The sequence below is a fragment of the Flavihumibacter fluminis genome, assembly GCF_021491375.1.
GTDB classification, from domain to species: domain Bacteria; phylum Bacteroidota; class Bacteroidia; order Chitinophagales; family Chitinophagaceae; genus Flavihumibacter; species Flavihumibacter fluminis.
The window spans coordinates 445,326-467,058 of the sequence record NZ_JAKEVY010000002.1; the positions used below are offsets into that span (position 1 = coordinate 445,326).

Here is a 21,733-nt window from a genome sequence, read left to right on the forward strand (position 1 = left end):
ATACAAATTATCCAAAATTGATACTTTATTAACATTTTTTTTGGCACTTCTTATCAAAATGTTAAATTCATGTCGTCTTTTTCTAAGACTTATTAGTAAAACCAAATTAACTGATTGCTCATGCCAAAAAAAATCACCCTGCCCTTATTGGGCAAGTTCCTAACGTTTTTATTGATCATGGCCTCTTTCAGTGCACAGGCACAGAAGGCCATTTCGGGCAAACTGGTTTCCAAAACCAACCAGCCATTGCCCGGTGCCACTATTACAGTGAAAGGCACCACTGTGGGTACAGCTACTGATGAACAGGGAAATTTCCGTATTACCTTACCTCCCGGACGAAATACACTGGTTATTTCGAACGTAGGGTTTACAACCAAAGAAGTTGTCGTTGGAGATGACACAAACCTTAATATTACGCTTGACGAAGACATTTCTGGTCTGAGTGAGGTAGTTGTTACCGGTTATAGCAGCCAGCAACGCAAGAATATCGTTGGTGCTGTTTCCACTGTAAAAGGGGAGCAGCTGGCAGCGGTTCAGACAGGTAACGTAGAACAGCAATTCCAGGGTCGCGTACCTGGTTTAACTGTAATTACATCCGGACAGCCGGGTACAGTAAGCCAGGTAAGGATCCGTGGTTTTGGTTCCTTTACTCCTGGTGGAAACGATCCACTTTATGTAGTGGATGGAGTGCCCACTTATAATATTGACTTCCTGAATGGTAATGATATCGAGTCCACTACAGTACTGAAAGATGCGGCTTCTGCATCAATCTACGGTGCCCGTGCATCTGCGGGTGTGATCCTGGTTACTACCAAAAAAGGAAAATCCAGTCAGGGCATTCGTGTTACTTATGATATGTCTTACGGTGCTACTGTTCCTGGAAAAGGTTTAAATCTCCTTACTCCCCAGCAACAGGCTGATATGACCTGGGTTGCGTTGCGCAATGCAGGCCAGCCCCTGACCCACCCCCAATATGGAAGTGGTGCGAATCCGGTGCTGCCTGATTACCTGAAAGTAGGTGATGAGTTTGGATTAAGTAATTTATCGCCCAGTGATCCAAGACTTGATCCTGCCCGTTTCAACACCAACTTTGATGCGGGTTCCATTTACCAGGTAATCCGTGCCAACAAAGCAGGTACCGACTGGTATGGTGCATTAACAGAAACCGGCCGGATTCAGAACCATACACTCGGACTGAGTGGTGGCAATGAAAATGCCCGTTATTATGCAGGCTTCAGTATCTATGATGAAAAAGGTACAGTGTTGAATACCTTTCTGAAGAGATATACACTGCGCCTGAACAGTGAGTACAAAATCGGTTCTCACATTCGTCTCGGTCAAAACTTCCAGTTTACTTATCGCGAAAACCCCAATATCGGTGGTCCACAGGGTGAGAACGACATCATGTTCGCACTTACCATTAACCCGCTTATTCCTTTGTATGATGAAGGAGGTGGGTTTGCAGGAACTACTGCACGTGGTTTCAACAACTCAACCAACCCCGTAGCCCGTCGTATCCGTTCAAGAGATAACAAAGGATTCAGCGGCGGTGCTTTTGGTAATATTTTCGGAGAAGTTGACTTCGCCAAACATTTTACATTCCGTACCAGCTTTGGTGGAAGTTTCTTCTACTTCCAGAACCGTTTCCTCAACTACAGAACCTATGAGAACTCTGAAAACGTAGGTAACTACACATTTGGAGAAGGCGCAGGTAATGGTGGCGATTGGACCTTTACTAATACCATCCGCTATGGTCAGGAAATTGGCAAACACAATGTGAACTTCATTGGAGGTATTGAAGCAATCAGCTATGGTTATTTCCGTGGCCTGAGTGGACAGGGATTAAATCCATTCTCAATCGATCCTAACTATGTTACCATTACCAACACCGATCCTAATGGTCGCCAGGTAAACAGTAATGGTAGTCCGTTTATCAAACTGTTCTCTCAGTTTGGTAAAGTAGATTATTCATATGACGATCGTTACCTCTTCACAGGTACTTTGCGCAGAGATGGTGCATCTGTATTTGGAGAAGACAACCGCTACGGTGTATTCCCTGCCTTCTCTGCGGGTTGGAGAATCACCCAGGAAAACTTCATGCAGAATACCAAGTGGATCAATGAACTGAAAATCCGTGGTGGCTGGGGTAAAATGGGTAACTCAAGAATCAGTCCGAACAACCTGTTCAATACAGCAGGAGCGCAGGCTCTTTTCGGATATGATCTTGGTGGCGCTAACACCAGCACAAGTCCTGGTCTGGCCCTTACCGGTATCGGAAACCCAACAGCGAAGTGGGAAGAAAATACTACCATCAACGTAGGATTTGACGGTACCTTCTTCAATAACAAAATTGATGTAATATTTGACTGGTATACCCGCAGAACCAAGGACCTCCTGTATCGGGACCGTCTGCCTGCAACAGTAGGTAATGCTACACCTCCTTTCATCAATATCGGTTCTATGAAGAACAGCGGTATTGACCTGATGGTTACCTATAAAGACAGGGTAAGCAGCAAGTTCCGCTATGAAATGGACTTCATCTTTACCAAGTACACCAACGAGATCACTAAAGTATCTGATGCCAGATCCTTCTTTGATGAATCATTCAGCGGTCGTATTGGTGGAGGTATTGTACGTAACGCTGTAGGACAGCCGGTTTCTTCCTTCTTTGGTTACAATGTAATCGGCTTGTTTGCTGATCAGGCTGATGTTGACAAGTCTCCTGATCAGGATGGCGCTGGTCCAGGTCGTTTCAAATATGAAGATGTAAATGGTGATGGCAGAATCAATGATGAAGACCGTACCTTCCTGGGTAATCCTAACCCTGATTTCTCTTATGGTTTCAATGCCCGCCTGATCTTCGGCGATTTTGATGTGGAAGCCCTGTTCTATGGTGTATATGGTGGTGAAGTATTGAACTTTACCCGCTGGTTTACTGATTTTTATCCTTCTTTCGCGGGAATCGGAAAATCTGACCGTGTATTGGATGCCTGGACTCCGGACAACAGAGACACTAAAGTTCCCATTTTTGAGAACATTTCCAACTTCTCAAATAACGGTGTGTTGAACTCTTACTATGTTGAAAAGGGTAGTTACTTCCGCTTAAGAAGTTTGAAACTGGGATATGTTGTACCTTCTGCATCATTAAAGAAATACGGAATTGACAAGCTGCGTTTCTTCCTGCAGGGAACCAATTTGTTTACCATTACCAAGTACACCGGTAATGATCCGGCTGTAAGTGGTGTGGATACCAACTTCGGTGTGGATGTAGGTAACTATCCTACCAACCGCCAGTTCCTGTTTGGATTAAGTCTTGGCTTTTAATTCTTGAATTCGTGAATGCTTAAATTGTTTTAACATGTTAAAGAAGAGAATCGTATACATTTCGGGTTTCCTGCTCAGTGCTGCGGTGCTGTTGGTTGCCTGTGATAAAAAATTCCTGGATCAGGAAACAACGGGACTGTTGACAGAACAACAGGCCCAAAGCCTGAAAGGTGCTCAGCAATTTTTAGTCGGATCCTATGCTGCACTGAAAGGTATTGGCTGGGAAGGTGGTGGATCCAACTGGGTATATGGAAGTATTGTTGGTGGTGAAGCCAACAAAGGTTCTGATGCAGGTGATCAGGCGAATATTGTGCCGATCCAGCAATATGCACCATTGCCTACGAACAGTTATTTCAACATCAAATGGCAGGCATTGTATGAAGGCATCGCCCGGACCAATGCAACCATTCGTATTTTGAATAACCTTGCAGAATCGGATATTGCTCCTGCTGCCAAAGAACAGATGCTTGCAGAAGCTCGCTTTCTGAGAGGTTACTATCATTTTGAGGCAAAAAAAATGTGGAACAATATTCCCTATGTGGACGAAACCATCAATGTATCCAGCGCCAAGGTTGGCAATACAGAAGATACCTGGCCTAAAATCATGGAGGATTTGAATTTTGCAAGAACTACACTTGCAGTGAATCCTGGTGCTGTTGGTCGTATCAATAAGTGGGGAGCTGATGCGATGTATGCCAAAGCTTTATTGTACCAGGGAAAATATGCGGAAGCTCGTCCGATTTTTACTGATATCATTAATAATGGAAGAACTTCCAATGATATCCCTTATGATCTGGCTCCATCTTTCCATGACAACTTCAATCCTGACCGGGAAAATGATGCTGCCGTTCGCGCAGAATCAGTTTTCGCTTATGAAGCATCAATCAATGATGGTTCCGGTGGATTTAATGCCAACTATGACCATATCCTGAACTTCCCCTATAATGGTGGTCCTGGTGGTTGTTGCGGATTCTTCCAGCCTTCTTTTGAGTTTGTGAATTCCTTCCGTACGAATGCGAATGGTCTTCCTCTGCTCGATGGATCTTATAATGTTGGTGCCAACCAGGTTATTAGTGACATGGGATTGGAATCTTCAGCTCCTTTCACACCCGATGCTGGTAGATTGGATCCACGTCTCGACTGGACAGTAGGCCGCAGAGGTCTGCCTTTCCTGGATTGGGGTCCTCATCCGGGTAAAGCCTGGATCCGTGATCAGGGTAATGGTGGTCCGTATGCACCTAAGAAGATGTCTTATTATCGTAGCCAGCAAGGCAGACTTACCGATGGTACCAACTGGACCAGTGGTTTGACTTCTACCAACTACAAGATCATCCGTTTCGCGGATGTGTTATTGATGGCTGCTGAGGCTGAAATTGATGGTGGTGGATCACTGGAAACGGCCAGAGGTTATGTTAACCAGGTACGTGCCCGTGCAGCTAAACCAGAAACCTTCGTAGTTGACGAGGATGGTAATAATGCAGCCAATTATGTAATAGGTCTTTATAACACTGCATGGACCGATGCCAATGTTGCAAGACAGGCGGTTCGTTTTGAAAGAAAACTGGAACTCGGTATGGAAGGTCATCGTTTCTTTGACCTCGTACGCTGGGGTGTTGCAGATGTAGAATTAAATGCCTTCCTGAATTATGAAAAACCCAAACTGAGTGCAGGATATGGTTCAGCTACCTTCACAAAAGGTAAGAATGAATACTTCCCGATTCCTCAGGATCAAATTGATCTTCATACTTCCGGAGGTTCATCTACACTTCAACAAAATCCTGGTTATAACTAATAGAACCGGTAACATTTTGTAGATTTATAATGAAAAGGGTAGAGTTTCTCTACCCTTTTCACTATCTCCCTGAAATGAACTGCACATGTTTCGCTACTGCATCTGTTTTTTAGTTTCGCTGGCCCTGCTTAGTTCCTGTAAAAACGCTTCCAGAATGGGCTTTGAACTGATACCTGCTGAAAAATCCGGTATCCGGTTTGCCAATACCATTACAGAAAATGATTCCATCAATATTCTCGACCTGGAATATACCTACAACGGGGGAGGAGTGGCGATCGAAGATTTTAACCAGGACGGACTGCCTGATATTTTCTTCACGGGTAACAGGGTCGGCAATCACTTGTACCTAAACAAAGGAGAACTCAACTTTGAAGACATCAGTGCAACTGCCGGTATCAATGGCAATGACAAATGGTCAACCGGTGTGGCTGTTGTGGATATCAACAACGACGGACTTAAAGATATTTATGTAGGCGCCTCCATCTCAAACGATCCGTTGAAAAGAGCCAATATGCTCTTTATTAATAAAGGTGCTGGTAAAGATGGAAAGCCTGTATTCGAAGACCAGGCAACTGCATACAACCTGGCAGATACCGGACATACCACCCATGCTGTATTCTTTGATTATGACAATGACGGCGACCTGGATTGTTATGTACTCACCAATAAAGTAGGCGCTGATCGATACCCCAATCAATACAAGCAAAAACAACTGGATGGCACAGCCGAAAATACAGATCGGCTGTATCGAAATGATTTTGACAGCAGCAAAGGGCATCCTGTGTTTACCAATGTATCTAAAGAAGCTGGCATATTACAGGAGGGGTACGGACTTGGGGTAGCCATCGCCGATATAAATGGAGATGGCTGGAAAGATATTTATGTAACCAATGATTTTCTTACCAATGATATTCTGTGGATTAATAATAAGGATGGCAGTTTTACGAATCGGGTAGAACAATATTTCAAACACACATCCTACTCCGCTATGGGTAATGATGTAGCGGACATCAATAACGATGGCTTGCCAGATCTGATAGCAGTGGATATGTTGCCTGCATCCAATGATCGGAAAAAAATGATGATGGCTGCCAACAGTTACCAGAACTATCTGAACAATGAAGAGTTCGGGTATCAGTACCAATATGTACGTAATACGTTGCAATTGAACCTGGGTCCGGCCTGGAAAGATTCTGCCGGAACCTCACACCCTGTATTTGGAGATATTGCTTTCTATGCCGGGGTGGCTGAAACAGACTGGAGCTGGGCTCCGCTGTTCGTTGACTTTGATAATGATGGCTGGCGCGACCTGATGATCACGAATGGTTATCCGAAGGATATTACAGATCGGGATTTTATGACCTATCGCGCATCCGCCAATAAAATTGCTCCCAAGGAAATGATTCTGGATCAGATTCCGGAAGTGAAACTCTCCAATTTTGTTTTCAAAAATTCGGATGGTTCCAGGTTCACTGATAAAACTGCAGACTGGAAATTTGATAGTCCCAGTTTTTCAAGCGGTGCCGCCTACGGCGATCTGGATAATGATGGAGACATGGACCTGGTGATCAATAATACCAACCAGGTGGCGATGGTTTATAAAAACAAGGCAATTGAAAAATTATCAGATAACCAGTACCTGCAGGTGCAGTTGGAGGGACCACCAACCAATCGTGACGGTTTCGGTACAAGAATTGAAATCCACCTGGGAGACAGCATGCAGGTAACAGAGTTCAGTCCCTACCGGGGTTATCTATCCACCATGCAGGACATCATCCATTTTGGACTTGGTAAACAAAAGCAGGTTGATAAATTGCTGGTTACCTGGCCAGATGGGAAAGTTCAGCAATTGAAAAATCTTCCCGCCAATCAACGCCTCGTGTTAAATTATAAAGATGCGGTTACTACTGTGTTGGAAAAGCAGGAACCAATAACTCCGTTATTCACGAATATAACAGCATCTATACAACCCTACTTCCTTCACCAGGAATATGATTACAGTGATTTCAACGTGCAGAAATTGCTGCCGCATAAGTTATCTGAATTCGGTCCGGCAATGTCGGCAGGGGATCTCGATGGAAATGGTCTTACTGATCTTGTCGTTGGTGGTTCCTTTGGATATAGTGCATCCATACTGCTGCAGCAAATGGACGGTTCATTTAAAAGAACAGAGCTGATTCCGGCTGCTGATGCGCAAACCAAATCCTGGGAAGATATGGGTATCCTGCTATTCGATGCAGAAAAGGATGGCGACCTTGATTTGTATATCACCAGTGGTGGCTATGAATTGGAAGCAGGGGCTAGCAGCTATCGTGATCATTTCTACCTGAACGATGGCAAAGGAAACTTTACAGAAGACAGCACAGCCATTCCTGTTAATACGATAAGTAAATCCTGTGTTCGGGCTGCAGATATGGATGGAGATGGTGATCTGGATTTGCTGCTGGCAGGAAGAGTAAAACCATGGAACTATCCATTGCCGGTTTCCAGTACGTTGTTGTTGAATGAATCCGGAAAAGGAAAGGTTCAGTTCAGGGATGCGACCAAAGAACTGGCGCCTGAACTGCAAGAACTGGGGATGGTTTGTGATGCCATCTGGACAGATATCGATAATGATAACTGGCCTGATCTGTTGTTGGCAGGAGAGTGGATGCCGGTTACCATTTTTAAAAATGAAAAGGGTAAACTGAAACGAATAAACGAAACGGGACTGGAAAATAAATCCGGATGGTGGAACAGCATTGCACCCGGAGATTTTGATAATGACGGGGATATTGATTATGTGGTTTCCAACCTGGGTTTAAATTCATTTTATCGTGCATCGGATAAGGAACCGGTTCGCATCTACGCAGGTGATTTTGATAATAACAAATCACTGGATGCGATTCCAACTCTTTACCTTCCGAATGCAGAATGGGAGCGAAAAGAGTTTCCTGCTCAAACCAGGGATGATCTCATCAAACAAATGATCAGCCTGCGCAGAAAATTCCAGAATTATAAATTGTTTTCGACTGCTGGTATCCGTGAGATACTGAATGATTCGCTGCTTCAAACAGCCTGGAAGGGGGAAGTGAATCAATTGGCTTCGGTATATATCGAAAACAAAGGAAACGGTAAATTTTCCATGAAGGAATTACCGATGCTGGCCCAGGTTTCTATGTTGAATGGAATGTTTGCAGAAGACCTGAATGGAGATGGAAACCTGGATTTGATAAGTACCACCAACGACTATGGTACTGAAGTATCAGTAGGCAGGTATGATGCCCTGAATGGCTTGGTATTGCTGGGTGATGGTAGTGGGAATTTTTCAGCCCTTTCAATTGCCTCCTCTGGATTTTATGTGCCGGGAAATGGAAAGTCATTGGTATGTTTGGTTGGGCCAGATCAAACCAGTAAACTGGCAGTTTCTCAAAACAGGGGAACGTTGCAATGGTTTAACTGGAAAGGAGCACTCGCGCAGGCACAGCCTGCAAGTAATGATACCTATGCTATAATTTCTCTTACCAACGGCAAGCAAAGAAAACAGGAGCGCTATTGGGGATCCGGATTTCTTTCCCAATCGCCTTTCCTGCTCTTTACCAACCAACAGGTAAAACAGATTGAATATTTTACTGGATCAAAAACCGGATCGAAGTGAAGACAACAATGAAGCTCTATAAAGTACTCCAATATCTCGCCTTCCTGGCAGTGATCGGCACATGGATTTCCTGCGCTGATACCAAATCCAAAGCAGTAACCCTGCCCGGAGTGGAAATCCTGCATGCCAATCAGAAAAAACTGACTGACCTGATTATTTACGATGTATTCACGCCTCCCGTTGCTGCAAGAATTTACAGTTACACATCGCTTGCTTCCTATGAAGCGATCAGACATCTGCAATCAGATCAACCTTCTCTTACAGCTAAGCTGCCTGGTTTCAAAGCAATGCCCCTACCGGAACAAGGGAAGGAGTATGATTTCTTACTCTCCGCTACAAGGGCTTTTCTGAGTGTCGCAAACAGTCTCACTTTTTCTGTTGATACCCTTTTACAATATGAAAAAGTGGTGCTCGCAACATACAAAAGTGGACTTGATCCTGAGGTGTATGAAAGGTCCATCGCATTCGGTGAAACCATCGCTAAAAAAATAATGGAAAGAGCAGCTATTGATAACTATCCGCAAACCCGCGGTAAACCACGTTATATAGGAAGCCGATTACCAGGCAAATGGAAGCCAACTGCTCCGGATTACAGTGATGCGGTAGAGCCCTGCTGGGGTGATATGCTTCCTTTCTATAACGACAGCGTTGCTGCCTATCCGTTACCTCCTGCGCCAGCTTATTCCATGAATCAGTCGGATTCTTTTTATAAGCAGGTAATGGAAGTCTATACCATTGGAAACAATCTCACCGAAGAACAAAAACTAATTGCCACTTATTGGGATGATAATCCCTTTGTAACCGAACATGAAGGACACCTGATGTTTGCCAACAAAAAAATTACACCTGGTGGCCACTGGATGGGAATTGCTTCCATTGCCTGTAAAAAAGCAGGAACAGATCCTGTAAAAACAGCCAGGGTGCTGGCACTTACCGCCATGAGCCTGATGGATGGATTTATTGTTTGCTGGGATGCAAAATACAAGTATGAACTTGTGCGACCCATTACCGTGATCAACGAACAGCTTGATAAAAACTGGTTACCTTATTTACAAACTCCTCCTTTTCCGGAATACCCAAGTGGCCATAGTGTAATAACTGCTGCAGCAGCAACTGTGCTGACGATTGAACTGGGAGAAAATTTTGCATTTCATGATGATAGTGATAAAGAATACATAGGCCTGGAGCGCGATTTCAATTCGTTCCAGGAAGCAGCTGCCGAAGCTTCTATCAGTCGGGTGTATGGAGGGATTCATTTCCGGCCGGCAGTAGAAGAAGGAACAAAACTGGGAACCTGGTTGGGCGCTGAACTCATGAAAAAAATCAATGCAGCAGAATGAGGCCGGTTGTCTTTTTACTATGTATAGGTTGGCTGTTTTTTTCACAATGCCTCGGTCCTGAAAAAAGAAAGTTTACAGACGCAACTTCTGCACAGGGATTTGAACTGGCTCAACAATATTGTCAATCCTGTCACCTCGTACCTCAGGCTACCGACCTGGATAAAGCTACCTGGGTAAATTATGTGCTACCTAAAATGGGGTTGTTTTTGGGCTATCATTCCATGGGAATGAACCGGTATATCACTAAAACAGCTAAACCCTTACTTTCATTGGAAGACTGGGATAAAATCCGGCATCACTTTATTACCGAAGCGCCCGATCAACTATCTGATACCAGTAACCGAAAAGCAATTAAAACCGGGCTGGATGGATTTGAAGTACTGAGTGGTTCGCAATTAACAGAGCAGCCTCTTACAACCTATATTGGATACCAGGAAGCAACAGGTCAGTTATTGGTGGGAGATGGCATGCAGCCCGCATTGTTTGTAACAGATCCGACCGGAATATCAAAGCCAGCTACTTTTTCAACCGGTGTTGGAATATCGCATGTTATTACTGATACCTCGCTCTATGTATTAACGATGGGGGTATTGCAACCTTCCGACAGCAGGCTGGGTGCATTGGTCAAATACAATTCGGAAACAGGAGCCGGTCAAACGGTGCTTGATAGCCTGCAGCGACCGGTGCATTTTGTACTGGAAGATCTGAATCAGGATGGCAGGAAGGATATTATTGTCGCAGAGTTTGGAAATCAATCGGGACAACTAGCCTGGTACGAGCAAACACAGCAACAAACTTTTTTGAAACATACACTCCGGGCACAACCAGGTGCTATACGAATTATCACAACCGACTGGAATAAGGATGGCCATCCCGATATAGTTGTTTTAATGGCACAGGGGGATGAGGGCGTGTTTTTATATGAAAACAACGGGACTGGTCAATTCAAAGAAAAAGTCTTGCTGAGATTTCCAGCAGTACATGGTAGCAATTTTTTGGAAATGCTGGATTATAACCAGGATGGTTTGCCGGATCTGCTGGTTACTAATGGAGATAATGGCGATTATCCGCCGGTTATGAAACCCTACCATGGTATCCGGATCTTTCAGAACCTGGGAAATAATAAGTTTGAACAGGTGCTCTTTCTTCCAATGAATGGGGTAGGTAAAGCCATGGCTGCTGATTTTAACCAAGATGGCCATCTGGATATTGCCGCCATCTCTTTTTTCCCGGATAGGATTAAGAGTCCTGAGGAAGCTTTTGTTCTCTGGAAGGGATTGGGACAGGGTGACTTTGAGCCCACCAGTTTTCCGGAAGCAAAAAATGGGAACTGGCTAACAATGGACCGGGCTGATATGGATGGAGATGGCGACCTGGATATCGTAATTGGTCAGGCTTCCTTTGGATTGAATGAGTCCGGGTCAGGGCAGGCTGCTGGTTTGCAAAGCTCCTGGATCCTGCTAAAAAACCGGTTAAGATAATTTACTAGTTAGCAAGCCTGCTGTTCTGCGCATACTGTTGAATCGGCGCATGAATAAAGAGGCAGGAACCATCTTTTATGGTGTTGATGATGGGACGTGCCAGGTAGGTCGGAATAGCCGGGCAACCATAACTTCTGCCCAGGTAGCCCTGGCTTTCGATAAGCGATTCGGAAACATAATTTGCTCCATGTACCACAATCGCCCGGCGAAGTGCGTTGTCATTAATGCCTTTTTCAAGTCCGGATAATTTTAAAGAATACCCGTTACTGCCATAATAAGTTGACTCGGTGCGATAAAAACCCGGACTGCTCATATGAGATTTGGCCCGGTTGGAATAGGCAACAGCCTGATCCTTTCCGGAATTCCGGCCATGCGCCACGTAGGTATGAAAGAGTAACTGATTTTTTTCCAGATCAATGATATACAATCTTTTAGAGGTGCTGGGCTGACTGAAATCAGCTATACTAAGTACAGAGGGATTGGAAAGCTCTCCCTTTCTTTTCAGTTTCTCCCAACCGCGAATGGCCTTCTCAAATGCATCTGCAGAGAGTCCCAGGGAATCCAGCCTTAATCCGTGGTAGACAGAAATCCACACAGCAATAGCTGGAGCTTCAGCGATGCTGCTGTCTGAATAGCTTTTTTTGGAACCGGATGGGATTGTTTTATTGCCTGAGTAGGCACTTATGGATAAAGTGGCAATCACTAGGATAGTGAATAGTAAGCCTGCTGATTTATACCGCATTCTAATAGTCCTTTTTATTAACCAGATCAGATGGCATTGTCACCGGTATAGACGGTTTGAGCCTGAAAATGGTTGTAACAAGGATGCAAAAATCCTTAACCGATACTGAATTTACGGATTTCTGGCTTTTTGGGGCAGGAATGTATCAGGAATATTAAAATATGTGGTGAATAAAGCGTGTAAAACTAAGTCTACCTGGATGGAAATTGGCCTCAAGTTTGTTTAGTATGGACGAATCCAACTTAAAATCCAATTCCAGAAAACCGGTTTAAGGCCCGTTTTTTTAGTCCATGCCTTTGAAATCAATTAATCTGGCCTCTGACAACCGAATAATCTACCGCAGTGGCGACAAGAGATGTAGTGATACGTCTCTTTTTTTTTACATACTTTCTATGGGATGAGGAGCGATTGTACGGCAAAGGGTGCGCATTTTTTGGATCACCTGCTCAATGGTATCTTTTGATATCTGCAAAAAGTGCTTATTGGAATGCTGATCGTCTTCCGCAAATTCAAGGTAGAGTTTGGTGGCTGCCAGGGTCTGTGCAAAATCCTCGTGCATCTTGTAAGCGATGTATTTCAGTTCCTGCCTGAATTCTTCTGTTTTCAACTCCGTTTTTTTTGAGGCTGCCAGTAGCAGGTCGTTTTTATGTTCCAGGAGTTGCTTGTTCTGTAATTTGGAGACCACCAACCGGCCAATTTGCTGGGCAATTTTTTCCAGTGCAATAACCTGGGTTTCACTCAGTCCAACTCTTTTTTCCACTCCCATTATGCTGAGACAGCCAGATTTGTAACCTGTATCCAGTTTGATTGGAACAGAAGCCAAAAACTGAATTTGTGCGGGCAGTTGAATCTGATAGGATGCGAAAGTGGAAGTTAATTGTTCCATATCAGCAACTATCAGGATCTTATCACATTGGGTCGGTATTTTATAGAATTGTTGTTGAATATCCGGAAAGCCTAACCATTCTGCCAGGCCTTTTCGCACAAAATATTTTGTAACTCCCAAAAAGCTGATGGCTGCTACCTGGCAATCGCTGATGTGGGCAGCCAACTCAACTGGTAAATGCAAATCTTCGTCGCTGACTAATTCCAAAGGCATAGACGAGGAACTGAGTCCGGGTGTATTTGTTTGGTTGGTATGAGCAAGAACCGTGATCATAGCAGGGTCGGTTGGAATTAGGTGGTTAAAATTCGCTTACTTCTGATCCGGCAAAGTGTTTCAAGCCGCATACCCAGGTAGGAAGCTGAATACTTTAACGGAATCCGGTTAATGAGTCCGGGGTGTTTTTCAACGAAACGAAAGAACTTGTCTTCCGCGGAAGGAATTCTGCTGATGAATGCTCTTTCTTCAGCTCCCCGGTAATTGTCTTCCAATAATAACTTCGTAATGACAGGAATCTCGGGACAGTTTGCAAACAGGAATTCAACCATATCTGCGGCAATACCGATGAGTTCACATTCTGTCAGTGTCTGAATATATTCGTCACATTCCTGTTCAAGGCCGATATTACTGATACTGGTAATCATTTCCTGTTCCTCATTCAGCCAGGTGGTGATTTCTTCACCCTTGAATTTCCGGTACCCTCTCACAACGCCCTTGACCAGGAAATAAAGGGTGCGATGGTCCATGCCCGGTTTAAACAAAAAAGCCCCCTTCTTTAACGTAATGGTATAGGAGTGCTGGCTGATCAGCTCTTCCGTTTTACTGCTCAGCGGATAAAGTGAATTCAGAAACTCGGTCAAATGATGCTTACTACTACTCATATGCGTTGATGGTCACATTATTAGAAACTCAAACTTCTTTCAAATGTTGTGTTTTAAGACCTGTGGTGAATGGGTAAAATTTCGGAAATAGTTTGTAAAATCTACAGGTTTTGGACTTTTTCATAAGTGAAAACCTATAAAATCAATGTCAGATAGGCCACTATTTTATACTTTAAAGGCAGATTCTTTTGATTATTGTCAACCTTTTTTCTTGAAAATTTCGTTTGATATAAATCAATGACCCTAATAAAGGCCTCATCCGATATTTGTAAACAATGGTAAATCAAAGCGCTCCGGACATTTCCCACTTAGTTCAATTGCTGGGCAGTTTGCACCCGCTTACCCCGGAGATTATTGATTTTCTTAAGCAAAAGGCTACAACTAAAACGGTTCGGAAAGGTAAAATGCTGCTCAGGAGTGGTGAAGTTTGCCACCACCTGTATTTTATCTCCAAAGGGGCCATCCGGGGCTTCATAAAAGAGGATGACAAGGATATTACTACCTGGATCTCAATTGACAATGAAATTGTGACATCCATCTCCGGTTTGAACGACCAGGCACCTTCCAACGAAAATATCCAGGCAATTGAACATTCGGAATTACTGGTGATCAGTCATGCTGACCTCGAAACCCTTTACCGGAATTACCTTGAGTTTAATATTGTCGGCAGAAAGTTGCTGCAACGGTATTACCAGGATGCGGAAGGCAGAGCTTTTGTTGCGCGCATCCCGGGTACTGATCATAAATACCAGTATTTTGTAGAGCATTACCCGCACCTGATCAACCGGGTACCCATAAAATACATTGCGTCTTTTCTGGGTGTTACCCTGGAAACCCTGAGCCGGGTGAGGAAACGATTATCTGTTTAAATTAACAATCATGTCTAACCGAAAAGCAGCCGGTCGCCGTCATTTTATAAAGGGGCTCGGCTCTGCTGCATTGGCTTTAACCCTCCCATCCATGAGTGAGGCAGCTGGCAGCGAAAAGGAAGTTATACTCACGCCAACGACTAAACGAATCAATGCCAATGATCGGATACGGGTTGGCGTTATAGGGATGGGAATCATGGGGCATCGCAACCTGAGAACAGCACTGAAAGTGCCGGGTGTTGAACTCGCCGGAGTATGTGATCTTTACCAGGGCCGCCTGACTCGCGCGAAGGAAATCTATGGCGCTGACCTTTTCACAACGATGGATTATAAGGCGCTTATTGACAGATCTGATATCGATGCGGTTATTGTAGCAACCAGTGATAACTGGCATGCCCCGATTGCCACTTATGCTATGCAGAAAAAGAAAGCAGTTTATGGGGAGAAGCCCGTGGTTCATAAAATTTCGGAAGGACTGCCCCTTATTGCAGTACAGCAACAGTCAGGTGCCATCATGCAGGTGGGAAGCCAGCGTGTGAGCAGCCTGCACTATGCAAAAGCAAAGGAATTATATACCGCTGGCGCGATTGGTAAACTGAATCTCGTAGAAGCTACCTATGATCGGCAAAGCACAATGGGGGCCTGGCAATACACCATGCCACTGGATGCATCTACTGCAACTGTAGACTGGGATGGATTTATCCGTGGCTCGAAAAAACCTCCTTTTGATGCAAAGCAGTTTTTCTGGTGGCGAAATTATCGGGCTTTTGGAACTGGAGTAGCAGGCGATCTCTTTGTGCATCTGTTATCAGGTGTGCATTTTATAACGGGGTCTCTTGGTCCCACTAAAATTTATGCAAGTGGCCAGCTCGCCCATTGGAAGGACGGACGCGATGTACCGGATATCATGACTGCTATTATGGATTATCCTGCTACTGCTCAGCACCCTGCATTTCAACTAACACTAAGGGTCAATTTTATCAGTGGAGGAGGGGATACCAGTTCCATTCGTTTGATTGGGGATGAAGGGGTGTTGAAGCTTGGGGGACGCGACCTGGAACTCACGCACAGCATCATGCCGAAAGCGCCTGGGATTGGTGGTTGGGATGCTTTGGAAACCTATCCTGCAGCTATGCAGGAGGAATTACGTAAACAGTATAACAGTCGCTATTCACAAGCTGATCACCAAAGACCTCAAAAGGAGCCGATTCGATTTGTCAATCCTCCCGGTTATGATGATCACCTCGATCATTTCATGAATTTTTTTGAAGCCATGCGTACGGGTAAACCGGTGATTGAGGATATTAGCTTTGGATTCCGTGCAGCTGCTCCCTGTATTGCCTGCAATGACAGTTATTTTCAGCAGCGGATCCTGCACTGGGATCCTGTTCAGATGAAACTCATCAACAAGAAATAAACAACTATGTATTCGGCTAATCCTGATCGTTATAACGGAATGCAGTACCGTCGCGCTGGTAAAAGTGGGTTAAAACTGCCTGCTCTCTCTTTTGGGCTCTGGCATAATTTCGGTGAGTTGGATCCTTATGCCAAATCCAAATCCATTGTATTTAAGGCATTTGATCTGGGCATCACTCATTTTGATCTGGCGAATAATTATGGTCCGCCTTCCGGAGCTGCTGAAACAAATTTCGGCAAGATCCTTAAAGAAGAGTTGGGACGTTATCGCGATGAGCTGATCATTTCCACCAAAGCAGGCTGGCCCATGTGGCCGGGTCCCTATGGTGATCTGGGATCAAAAAAATACCTGGTTGCCAGCCTGGATCAGAGTTTGAAACGCATGGGATTGGACTATGTCGATATCTTTTATCATCACCGGCCGGATCCTGATACACCGATGGAGGAAACTATGGCCACCTTGGACCTGCTGGTGCGCCAGGGCAAAGCTTTGTATGTAGGGATATCAAGTTACAGTGCGGAAGAAACCAGAAAGGCTGCAAAGCTGTTGAAGGAGTTGGGAACGCCCTGTCTGATTCATCAGCCCAAATATTCCATGCTGGATCGATGGGTGGAAAATGGATTACTGGATGCAGTAGAATATACCGGTATGGGATGCATTACTTTTTCTTCATTGGCGCAGGGGCTCTTAACCAACAAATACCTGAAAGGCATACCGGAGGGATCAAGGGCTGCCAGACCACTGGGCAATGGAGCTATGGAAGCAGAGCAGATCACTCCGGAAAACATTGCGAAAGTGAAACAATTGGATGATCTGGCAAAAGAGCGCGGTCAGAGCCTGGCCCAGATGGCTTATGCCTGGGTACTCAAGGATCCAAGAATTACTTCCGTGATTGTGGGAGCCAGTCAACCTGAACAGGTGGAAGATGCAGTAGGCTGTCTGAAACACCTGCAATTTACTGCAGCAGAATTGCAACGTATTGAAGACATCCTTGCCAGCTGAAAAAGTTCATAAAACCCGCTACGCACCTACACCCAGTGGCTATCTGCACCTGGGCAACCTGTATTCGTTCATACTAACGGCGATCCTTGCCCGAGATTCAGGTGCTTCGATTTTATTGCGAATAGATGATATGGATCGGGAGCGGTTTCGGCCGGAATATCTTCAAAATATTTTTGAAACGCTTCATTATTTTGAGTTGCCTTACCAGGAGGGTCCAAAACATGAAGCTGATTTTTTCCAGAACTGGTCGCAGCAGCACCGGATGGATAGGTATACAAAAGCATTGGATGAGTTAAGGCAAAAAGAATTGTTGTATGCCTGTGCCTGCACCCGAACGGATTTGCAAAAAGCCAGCCTCCAGTCTGGTTGCACAGGAAATTGCAGCTCCAGCTATTCGCTGGATGATCCAGGCTTGAATTGGCGTTATCGAACCCCTGAGCAGTCGCAATTCCTGCAAATGTTCAATGGAGAAACACGCGCTTATTCTTTCCCTGTTTCCATGAAAGATTTTATCGTACGGAAAAGAGATGGTACACCTGCCTATCAGTTGTGTTCCGTAGTGGATGATGCGCAGTTTGGAGTAAACCTGGTAGTGCGGGGTGTTGATCTGCTGGAAAGCAGTATCGCACAGGTGGCGTTGAGTCATTCATTGGACAACAACAGCTATGCTACCGCTGTTCACTTTCATCATCCGCTGCTTACAGATCAGGCTGGCCACAAACTCTCCAAATCGGAAGGCGCTGAAAGTTTGCATACACTTATAAAAAATGGCTCTACTCCGTCCCAAATACTTACCCTGCTTGCACAGCGATGTAGTATAAACCATCCGGTTTCACATTGGACGGATTTCACCTACTCTGAACTTACTTCGATTGTATAAGCAGGTAACAGCAGATTCCATAGCTTTGCTGCAATTGAGCAATATTTCAACAGCGTGAAACCAAGCCCGCGACCTGCCTGCCTGATCTTCGTTTATGCCTTTGGTTTAGGCCTGTTCGCCTGTGCTGATCCGGTTCCGGAACAGGAGCCCGTTAAAAAAGATTATATCAGGAAAATTGAAGGGGTAGATGAGCCGCTCTCTCCGGAAGAAATACAAAAAGGAGAGGTGCTGATTGCTTACTCCGATTGTTACACCTGTCACCAAAAGGATAAAAGATCCAAAGGCCCTGCTTTCGAGTCTATCGCTGCACGATATCCAGCAAACAAGGGGTATGTCAGCCTCCTGGCCCTGAAAATCATCCAGGGAGGTTCAGGTGCCTGGGGCCATCCGGTTATGACACCACATCCGACGCTGACAGAAGATGATGCCAAACTGATGGCTACTTATATTCTTTCCTTAAAAACAGGGAACTAATGGGATAGGTCGGTATGATTTGGGGTACTGTTTCTACACCCCACCGCATATTCAGGCCGGCATGGTTCTTTTACGATGTAATACAAATGCTTGTAAAAGCGATTTGTTAACAATTAAACTTCATCATTATGGAAGCGTGGAAAGAAAAAATAGCAGGCAACTGGAATATTATTAAAGGTAAGATCAAACAACAGTATGGAGACATGACTGACAACGACCTCACCTACGTAGAAGGTAAAGAAGATGAGTTGCTCGGTCGCATTCAAAAAGCCTCTGGTAAAACCAAAGAAGAGGTAAAGGAATGGATTGATAAATTATAATCAAACCGGTTACCCTTTTAAAATGGCCATCCCTGTGATGGCCATTTTTAGTTATATTCAAGTTTGTTTTAATGTTATCAACCTGAATGCCATGATTCAAAAACTACTGTTACTCTCCTGTTGTGTACTATTTATCGCTTGTTCAAGTAATGCTCCTGTTGAGCAGGTAACTCCGGCAGCTGATTCTACTGAGCTGGTTATAATGCCTGAATTACCCGCTTCTGTAGTGCTCAAAAACTGGGAGGCCGGTGATCCTCAGCTGGCTGGTACCATTGCCAATTTGTACCAGGCCTGGGATTCCGATATCCCTACTGATATGGCTTCCTACCTGGCTGACAGTACTGTTTTTGATTGGCCCAATGGCGTACGGGTGAGCACCAATAAAGAAACAGTCGAAGCGGAGTTGCGCAAATGGCGCAATGCGTATTCCTCCACCACCAATACTCCTTTTTCTTTGATTTCACTTCACAATAAAGACCGCAACCAGGACTGGGTAATTGCCTGGGTCTGGAATAAATGGGAAACCAAAGACGGTAAAAAGGATTCCATGTTGGTCTGCGATAACTGGTTGCTGAAAAATGGAAAAGTAGTTTACCTCAACAGCTCCGAAAACCGCACTTCCAAATCGTTGTCCGGATTGCTGAATACAGCTCTTCCCGCCCAGGAGCAGAAATAATCAGTAGGTTTGATTTCTTTAAATGGCTATGCAACGTTCTCATATTTGGAAAGATTCTTACTGGTATCGCACCTATAAAACAAATCGGTTTCTTTTTGTTTTTGTTGTTCTTTTTTTTGTTTGCAGTCTTGGTTCCAATCTGATAAAATTGGAGACTACTCCTTTTTTTGTCTGGCGGATGTATTCAGCCAAATTACCCGAAACCAATCAATACACTGTCCAGGAAATCTGGTACAATCAGAATAAACTAGTTGTGATACCGAACACCTGGCAGGAATCCAGGAAATTGATGATTTTTGATCCGCTGCACCTGTACATTCATACACAGATAGACCAAAAAGGAAACTATTCGTTTAAGAACTACCTGCTTGAAAACTGGGGACAAAGGCACCCGGCCTTCCTGCCGGTATTACCCCAGCTCACTATTCAGCCTGACCAATGGAGTCGTTTTCCAGGTTGGTTCCTTTCCTATCTGTCGAAGCAGGTTGGTGAAGAAGTTGATGAAGTACATGTTCTGAGAAAACAGGTGGAATACCAGAAAAATGGCAGCCTCCGGTTAATCAGTGTTGATACTGTCTTATATATCAACCGCAGTACACTATGAACTTTGAATTAACCCCATCCCAACGTAGCCTGCTAACCCGCATGATTGCAGGCTATATTCTGTTTTTTTATCTGCTTCGCTTATACTTTGGCGTGACCCCCTCTCAACTTGGTCATCCCCCCTTGTTTGCAGTGGAAATGGATATCACTTACTGGATTTTCCAGGGCTCAGGTCTTGCTGATTGGCTCCTGGCCAATCCTGTACAATCCATCAGTTTCGATCTGTTGTTAATCAGCAGCGGAGCATATCTAATCTGGAAGCCGAAGCAAACCTTAGCTATATTGATTTTTGCGATCCTGATTGGTTTGTATTTCATGCTCTTTAACAGTCGCATTACTCACCATACACATGCGATGTGTGGGGTGGTTTTGATACTATGGCCCTTTGCTTTCCGAAACCAGGAACTCTTCAACCGTCTATGGGAAGGACTCCGCTACCTGACCTGTTTCATTTATTTCATGTCCTTCTACTGGAAGGCTTTTATCGGTGACTCTTTTTACCAGTTCAATCATGGTCTGTTGAGTGTGCAGGGTAACCTTGCAGAGTATATTTATCACAATCCGGATAACCTGCTTACTGCTTTTTACCAGTGGATGATTGCTCACCCGACGTTGCTAAACATTGGAAATACGGCTATATTCCTCCTGGAGGGAGTGATGCTAGCTGGGCTCTTCACAAGAAAATTGGATCACTATCTTTTCTGGATACCCATACTGGTACATATGGCCGGTTATTTTTTCTCTGATGTGTTTTTCATGGAGATGCTGGTACTTGACTTCACTTTATTGCCGATATCTTTGCTTTCTTCAAACAGCATCCAGCATCACTCGCTTCTTATTTTTAAGTTGCTTAAAGTGAGATGGCGTTAATCCTGTTACCTTTTTGAACTGCGTGGAAAGATGGGCTACACTGCTGTAATGCATCTGATAGGCTATTTCTGTTAAATTAATCTGATCATAAACAAGTAATTCTTTTACCCGTTCAATTTTATGCGTGATCAGAAACTGCTCTATAGTTGTACCCTGCACTTCTGAAAATAGATTCGCCAGATAGGTATAATCATGATTTAACTTTTGATGCAGATATTCAGAAAACTTTATTGCCAAAGGTTCTTCAGAGTTGTGAACCAGATCTATAATAACATTCTTTATCTGCTCAATTAAAACACTTTTGCTGTCATCCATCAATTCCAGCCCAGCTTTCAATAGTGCTACCCTTAATTGATTTTGCTGTTCACAGGAAATATTTTCAATGATTTCAACCTCGCCTAGTTCCACCATACTAAAATGAATACCTAATTTGATTAGCTCCTGTTTTACGACCATTTTACACCTGGTGCAAACCATATTTTTAATATAGAGTTTCATTGGAAGAGAAGATTAATATAAACATGGTCTATCTAAATATAACC

General features: G+C 44.2%; 18 protein-coding genes. 14 read left to right on the forward strand and 4 right to left on the reverse strand.

Annotated features, from left to right (window positions below):
* Positions 1 to 120: 120 nt before the first annotated feature.
* From L0U88_RS08150 to L0U88_RS08170, 5 genes are all read left to right on the forward strand, one after another.
* Entirely contained in the window at positions 121 to 3,324 is a 3,204-nt protein-coding gene (locus tag L0U88_RS08150) for a SusC/RagA family TonB-linked outer membrane protein (RefSeq protein ID WP_234865401.1), read from the forward strand.
* Between the two features lie 34 nt (positions 3,325 to 3,358).
* A complete protein-coding gene (locus L0U88_RS08155) occupies positions 3,359 to 5,116 on the forward strand; it encodes a RagB/SusD family nutrient uptake outer membrane protein (RefSeq protein ID WP_234865403.1) in 1,758 nt (585 codons plus the stop codon).
* A gap of 85 nt (positions 5,117 to 5,201) precedes the next feature.
* Complete coding sequence (locus tag L0U88_RS08160; RefSeq protein ID WP_234865405.1) at positions 5,202 to 8,753, forward strand: VCBS repeat-containing protein; 3,552 nt, start codon at positions 5,202 to 5,204, stop codon at positions 8,751 to 8,753.
* On the forward strand, positions 8,750 to 10,093 hold the full coding sequence (locus L0U88_RS21060) for a vanadium-dependent haloperoxidase (protein WP_234865407.1): 1,344 nt from the start codon (positions 8,750 to 8,752) through the stop codon (positions 10,091 to 10,093). Before L0U88_RS08160 ends, L0U88_RS21060 begins: the two co-directional genes overlap by 4 nt.
* On the forward strand, positions 10,090 to 11,574 hold the full coding sequence (locus L0U88_RS08170; protein WP_234865409.1) for an FG-GAP repeat domain-containing protein: 1,485 nt from the start codon (positions 10,090 to 10,092) through the stop codon (positions 11,572 to 11,574). Before L0U88_RS21060 ends, L0U88_RS08170 begins: the two co-directional genes overlap by 4 nt.
* A gap of 4 nt (positions 11,575 to 11,578) precedes the next feature.
* Here L0U88_RS08170 and L0U88_RS08175 read toward each other — a convergent pair whose 3' ends face one another.
* The 3 genes from L0U88_RS08175 to L0U88_RS08185 all read right to left on the reverse strand — a co-directional run bounded on the left by L0U88_RS08175 (position 11,579) and on the right by L0U88_RS08185 (position 14,080).
* Complete coding sequence (locus tag L0U88_RS08175; RefSeq protein WP_234865411.1) at positions 11,579 to 12,316, reverse strand: murein L,D-transpeptidase catalytic domain family protein; 738 nt, start codon at positions 12,314 to 12,316, stop codon at positions 11,579 to 11,581.
* A gap of 379 nt (positions 12,317 to 12,695) precedes the next feature.
* Positions 12,696 to 13,475: a GAF domain-containing protein gene (locus L0U88_RS08180; protein WP_234865413.1), complete on the reverse strand. Its 780-nt coding sequence runs from the start codon at positions 13,473 to 13,475 to the stop codon at positions 12,696 to 12,698.
* 17 nt (positions 13,476 to 13,492) lie between these two features.
* On the reverse strand, positions 13,493 to 14,080 hold the full coding sequence (locus tag L0U88_RS08185; protein WP_234865415.1) for a Crp/Fnr family transcriptional regulator: 588 nt from the start codon (positions 14,078 to 14,080) through the stop codon (positions 13,493 to 13,495).
* A 275-nt stretch (positions 14,081 to 14,355) separates the two neighbouring features.
* Here L0U88_RS08185 and L0U88_RS08190 point away from each other — a divergent pair, with 275 nt between their 5' ends.
* The 9 genes from L0U88_RS08190 (at position 14,356) to L0U88_RS08230 (ending at position 21,191) form a co-directional block, all read left to right on the forward strand.
* The gene (locus tag L0U88_RS08190; RefSeq protein ID WP_234865417.1) at positions 14,356 to 14,949 is read left to right on the forward strand and encodes a Crp/Fnr family transcriptional regulator; all 594 of its coding nucleotides are present in this window, start codon (positions 14,356 to 14,358) and stop codon (positions 14,947 to 14,949) included.
* A 10-nt stretch (positions 14,950 to 14,959) separates the two neighbouring features.
* Complete coding sequence (locus L0U88_RS08195) at positions 14,960 to 16,366, forward strand: Gfo/Idh/MocA family protein (RefSeq protein WP_234865419.1); 1,407 nt, start codon at positions 14,960 to 14,962, stop codon at positions 16,364 to 16,366.
* Between the two features lie 6 nt (positions 16,367 to 16,372).
* A complete protein-coding gene (mgrA, locus tag L0U88_RS08200) occupies positions 16,373 to 17,368 on the forward strand; it encodes an L-glyceraldehyde 3-phosphate reductase (protein ID WP_234865421.1) in 996 nt (331 codons plus the stop codon).
* A complete protein-coding gene (locus tag L0U88_RS08205) occupies positions 17,346 to 18,248 on the forward strand; it encodes a glutamate--tRNA ligase family protein (protein ID WP_234865423.1) in 903 nt (300 codons plus the stop codon). Before mgrA ends, L0U88_RS08205 begins: the two co-directional genes overlap by 23 nt.
* Positions 18,249 to 18,302: 54 nt before the next feature.
* Positions 18,303 to 18,722: a c-type cytochrome gene (locus L0U88_RS08210; RefSeq protein WP_234865425.1), complete on the forward strand. Its 420-nt coding sequence runs from the start codon at positions 18,303 to 18,305 to the stop codon at positions 18,720 to 18,722.
* A 128-nt stretch (positions 18,723 to 18,850) separates the two neighbouring features.
* Positions 18,851 to 19,042 carry a CsbD family protein gene (locus tag L0U88_RS08215; RefSeq protein WP_234865427.1) on the forward strand — a complete coding sequence of 64 codons (192 nt, stop codon included), beginning with the start codon at positions 18,851 to 18,853 and terminating at the stop codon, positions 19,040 to 19,042.
* A gap of 91 nt (positions 19,043 to 19,133) precedes the next feature.
* A complete protein-coding gene (locus L0U88_RS08220; protein WP_234865429.1) occupies positions 19,134 to 19,718 on the forward strand; it encodes a nuclear transport factor 2 family protein in 585 nt (194 codons plus the stop codon).
* A gap of 22 nt (positions 19,719 to 19,740) precedes the next feature.
* Entirely contained in the window at positions 19,741 to 20,322 is a 582-nt protein-coding gene (locus tag L0U88_RS08225; RefSeq protein ID WP_234865430.1) for a hypothetical protein, read from the forward strand.
* On the forward strand, positions 20,319 to 21,191 hold the full coding sequence (locus tag L0U88_RS08230) for a hypothetical protein (RefSeq protein ID WP_234865432.1): 873 nt from the start codon (positions 20,319 to 20,321) through the stop codon (positions 21,189 to 21,191). Before L0U88_RS08225 ends, L0U88_RS08230 begins: the two co-directional genes overlap by 4 nt.
* On the opposite strand, the gene L0U88_RS08235 is transcribed toward L0U88_RS08230, so the two are convergent.
* On the reverse strand, positions 21,129 to 21,689 hold the full coding sequence (locus L0U88_RS08235) for a helix-turn-helix domain-containing protein (RefSeq protein ID WP_234865434.1): 561 nt from the start codon (positions 21,687 to 21,689) through the stop codon (positions 21,129 to 21,131). The genes L0U88_RS08230 and L0U88_RS08235 overlap by 63 nt on opposite strands.
* Between the last annotated feature and the right edge of the window lie 44 nt (positions 21,690 to 21,733).

Bases quoted from the DNA above. Each gene is read 5' to 3' on its own strand.
- L0U88_RS08150 (WP_234865401.1), top strand. From the start codon at position 121: ATGCCAAAAAAAATCACCCTGCCCTTATTGGGCAAGTTCCTAACGTTT.
- L0U88_RS08155 (WP_234865403.1), top strand. From the start codon at position 3,359: ATGTTAAAGAAGAGAATCGTATACATTTCGGGTTTCCTGCTCAGTGCT.
- L0U88_RS08160 (WP_234865405.1), top strand. From the start codon at position 5,202: ATGTTTCGCTACTGCATCTGTTTTTTAGTTTCGCTGGCCCTGCTTAGT.
- L0U88_RS08170 (WP_234865409.1), top strand. From the start codon at position 10,090: ATGAGGCCGGTTGTCTTTTTACTATGTATAGGTTGGCTGTTTTTTTCA.
- L0U88_RS08175 (WP_234865411.1), bottom strand. From the start codon at position 12,316: ATGCGGTATAAATCAGCAGGCTTACTATTCACTATCCTAGTGATTGCC.
- L0U88_RS08180 (WP_234865413.1), bottom strand. From the start codon at position 13,475: ATGATCACGGTTCTTGCTCATACCAACCAAACAAATACACCCGGACTC.
- L0U88_RS08185 (WP_234865415.1), bottom strand. From the start codon at position 14,080: ATGAGTAGTAGTAAGCATCATTTGACCGAGTTTCTGAATTCACTTTAT.
- L0U88_RS08190 (WP_234865417.1), top strand. From the start codon at position 14,356: ATGGTAAATCAAAGCGCTCCGGACATTTCCCACTTAGTTCAATTGCTG.
- L0U88_RS08195 (WP_234865419.1), top strand. From the start codon at position 14,960: ATGTCTAACCGAAAAGCAGCCGGTCGCCGTCATTTTATAAAGGGGCTC.
- mgrA (WP_234865421.1), top strand. From the start codon at position 16,373: ATGTATTCGGCTAATCCTGATCGTTATAACGGAATGCAGTACCGTCGC.
- L0U88_RS08215 (WP_234865427.1), top strand. From the start codon at position 18,851: ATGGAAGCGTGGAAAGAAAAAATAGCAGGCAACTGGAATATTATTAAA.
- L0U88_RS08220 (WP_234865429.1), top strand. From the start codon at position 19,134: ATGATTCAAAAACTACTGTTACTCTCCTGTTGTGTACTATTTATCGCT.
- L0U88_RS08225 (WP_234865430.1), top strand. From the start codon at position 19,741: ATGGCTATGCAACGTTCTCATATTTGGAAAGATTCTTACTGGTATCGC.
- L0U88_RS08230 (WP_234865432.1), top strand. From the start codon at position 20,319: ATGAACTTTGAATTAACCCCATCCCAACGTAGCCTGCTAACCCGCATG.
- L0U88_RS08235 (WP_234865434.1), bottom strand. From the start codon at position 21,689: ATGAAACTCTATATTAAAAATATGGTTTGCACCAGGTGTAAAATGGTC.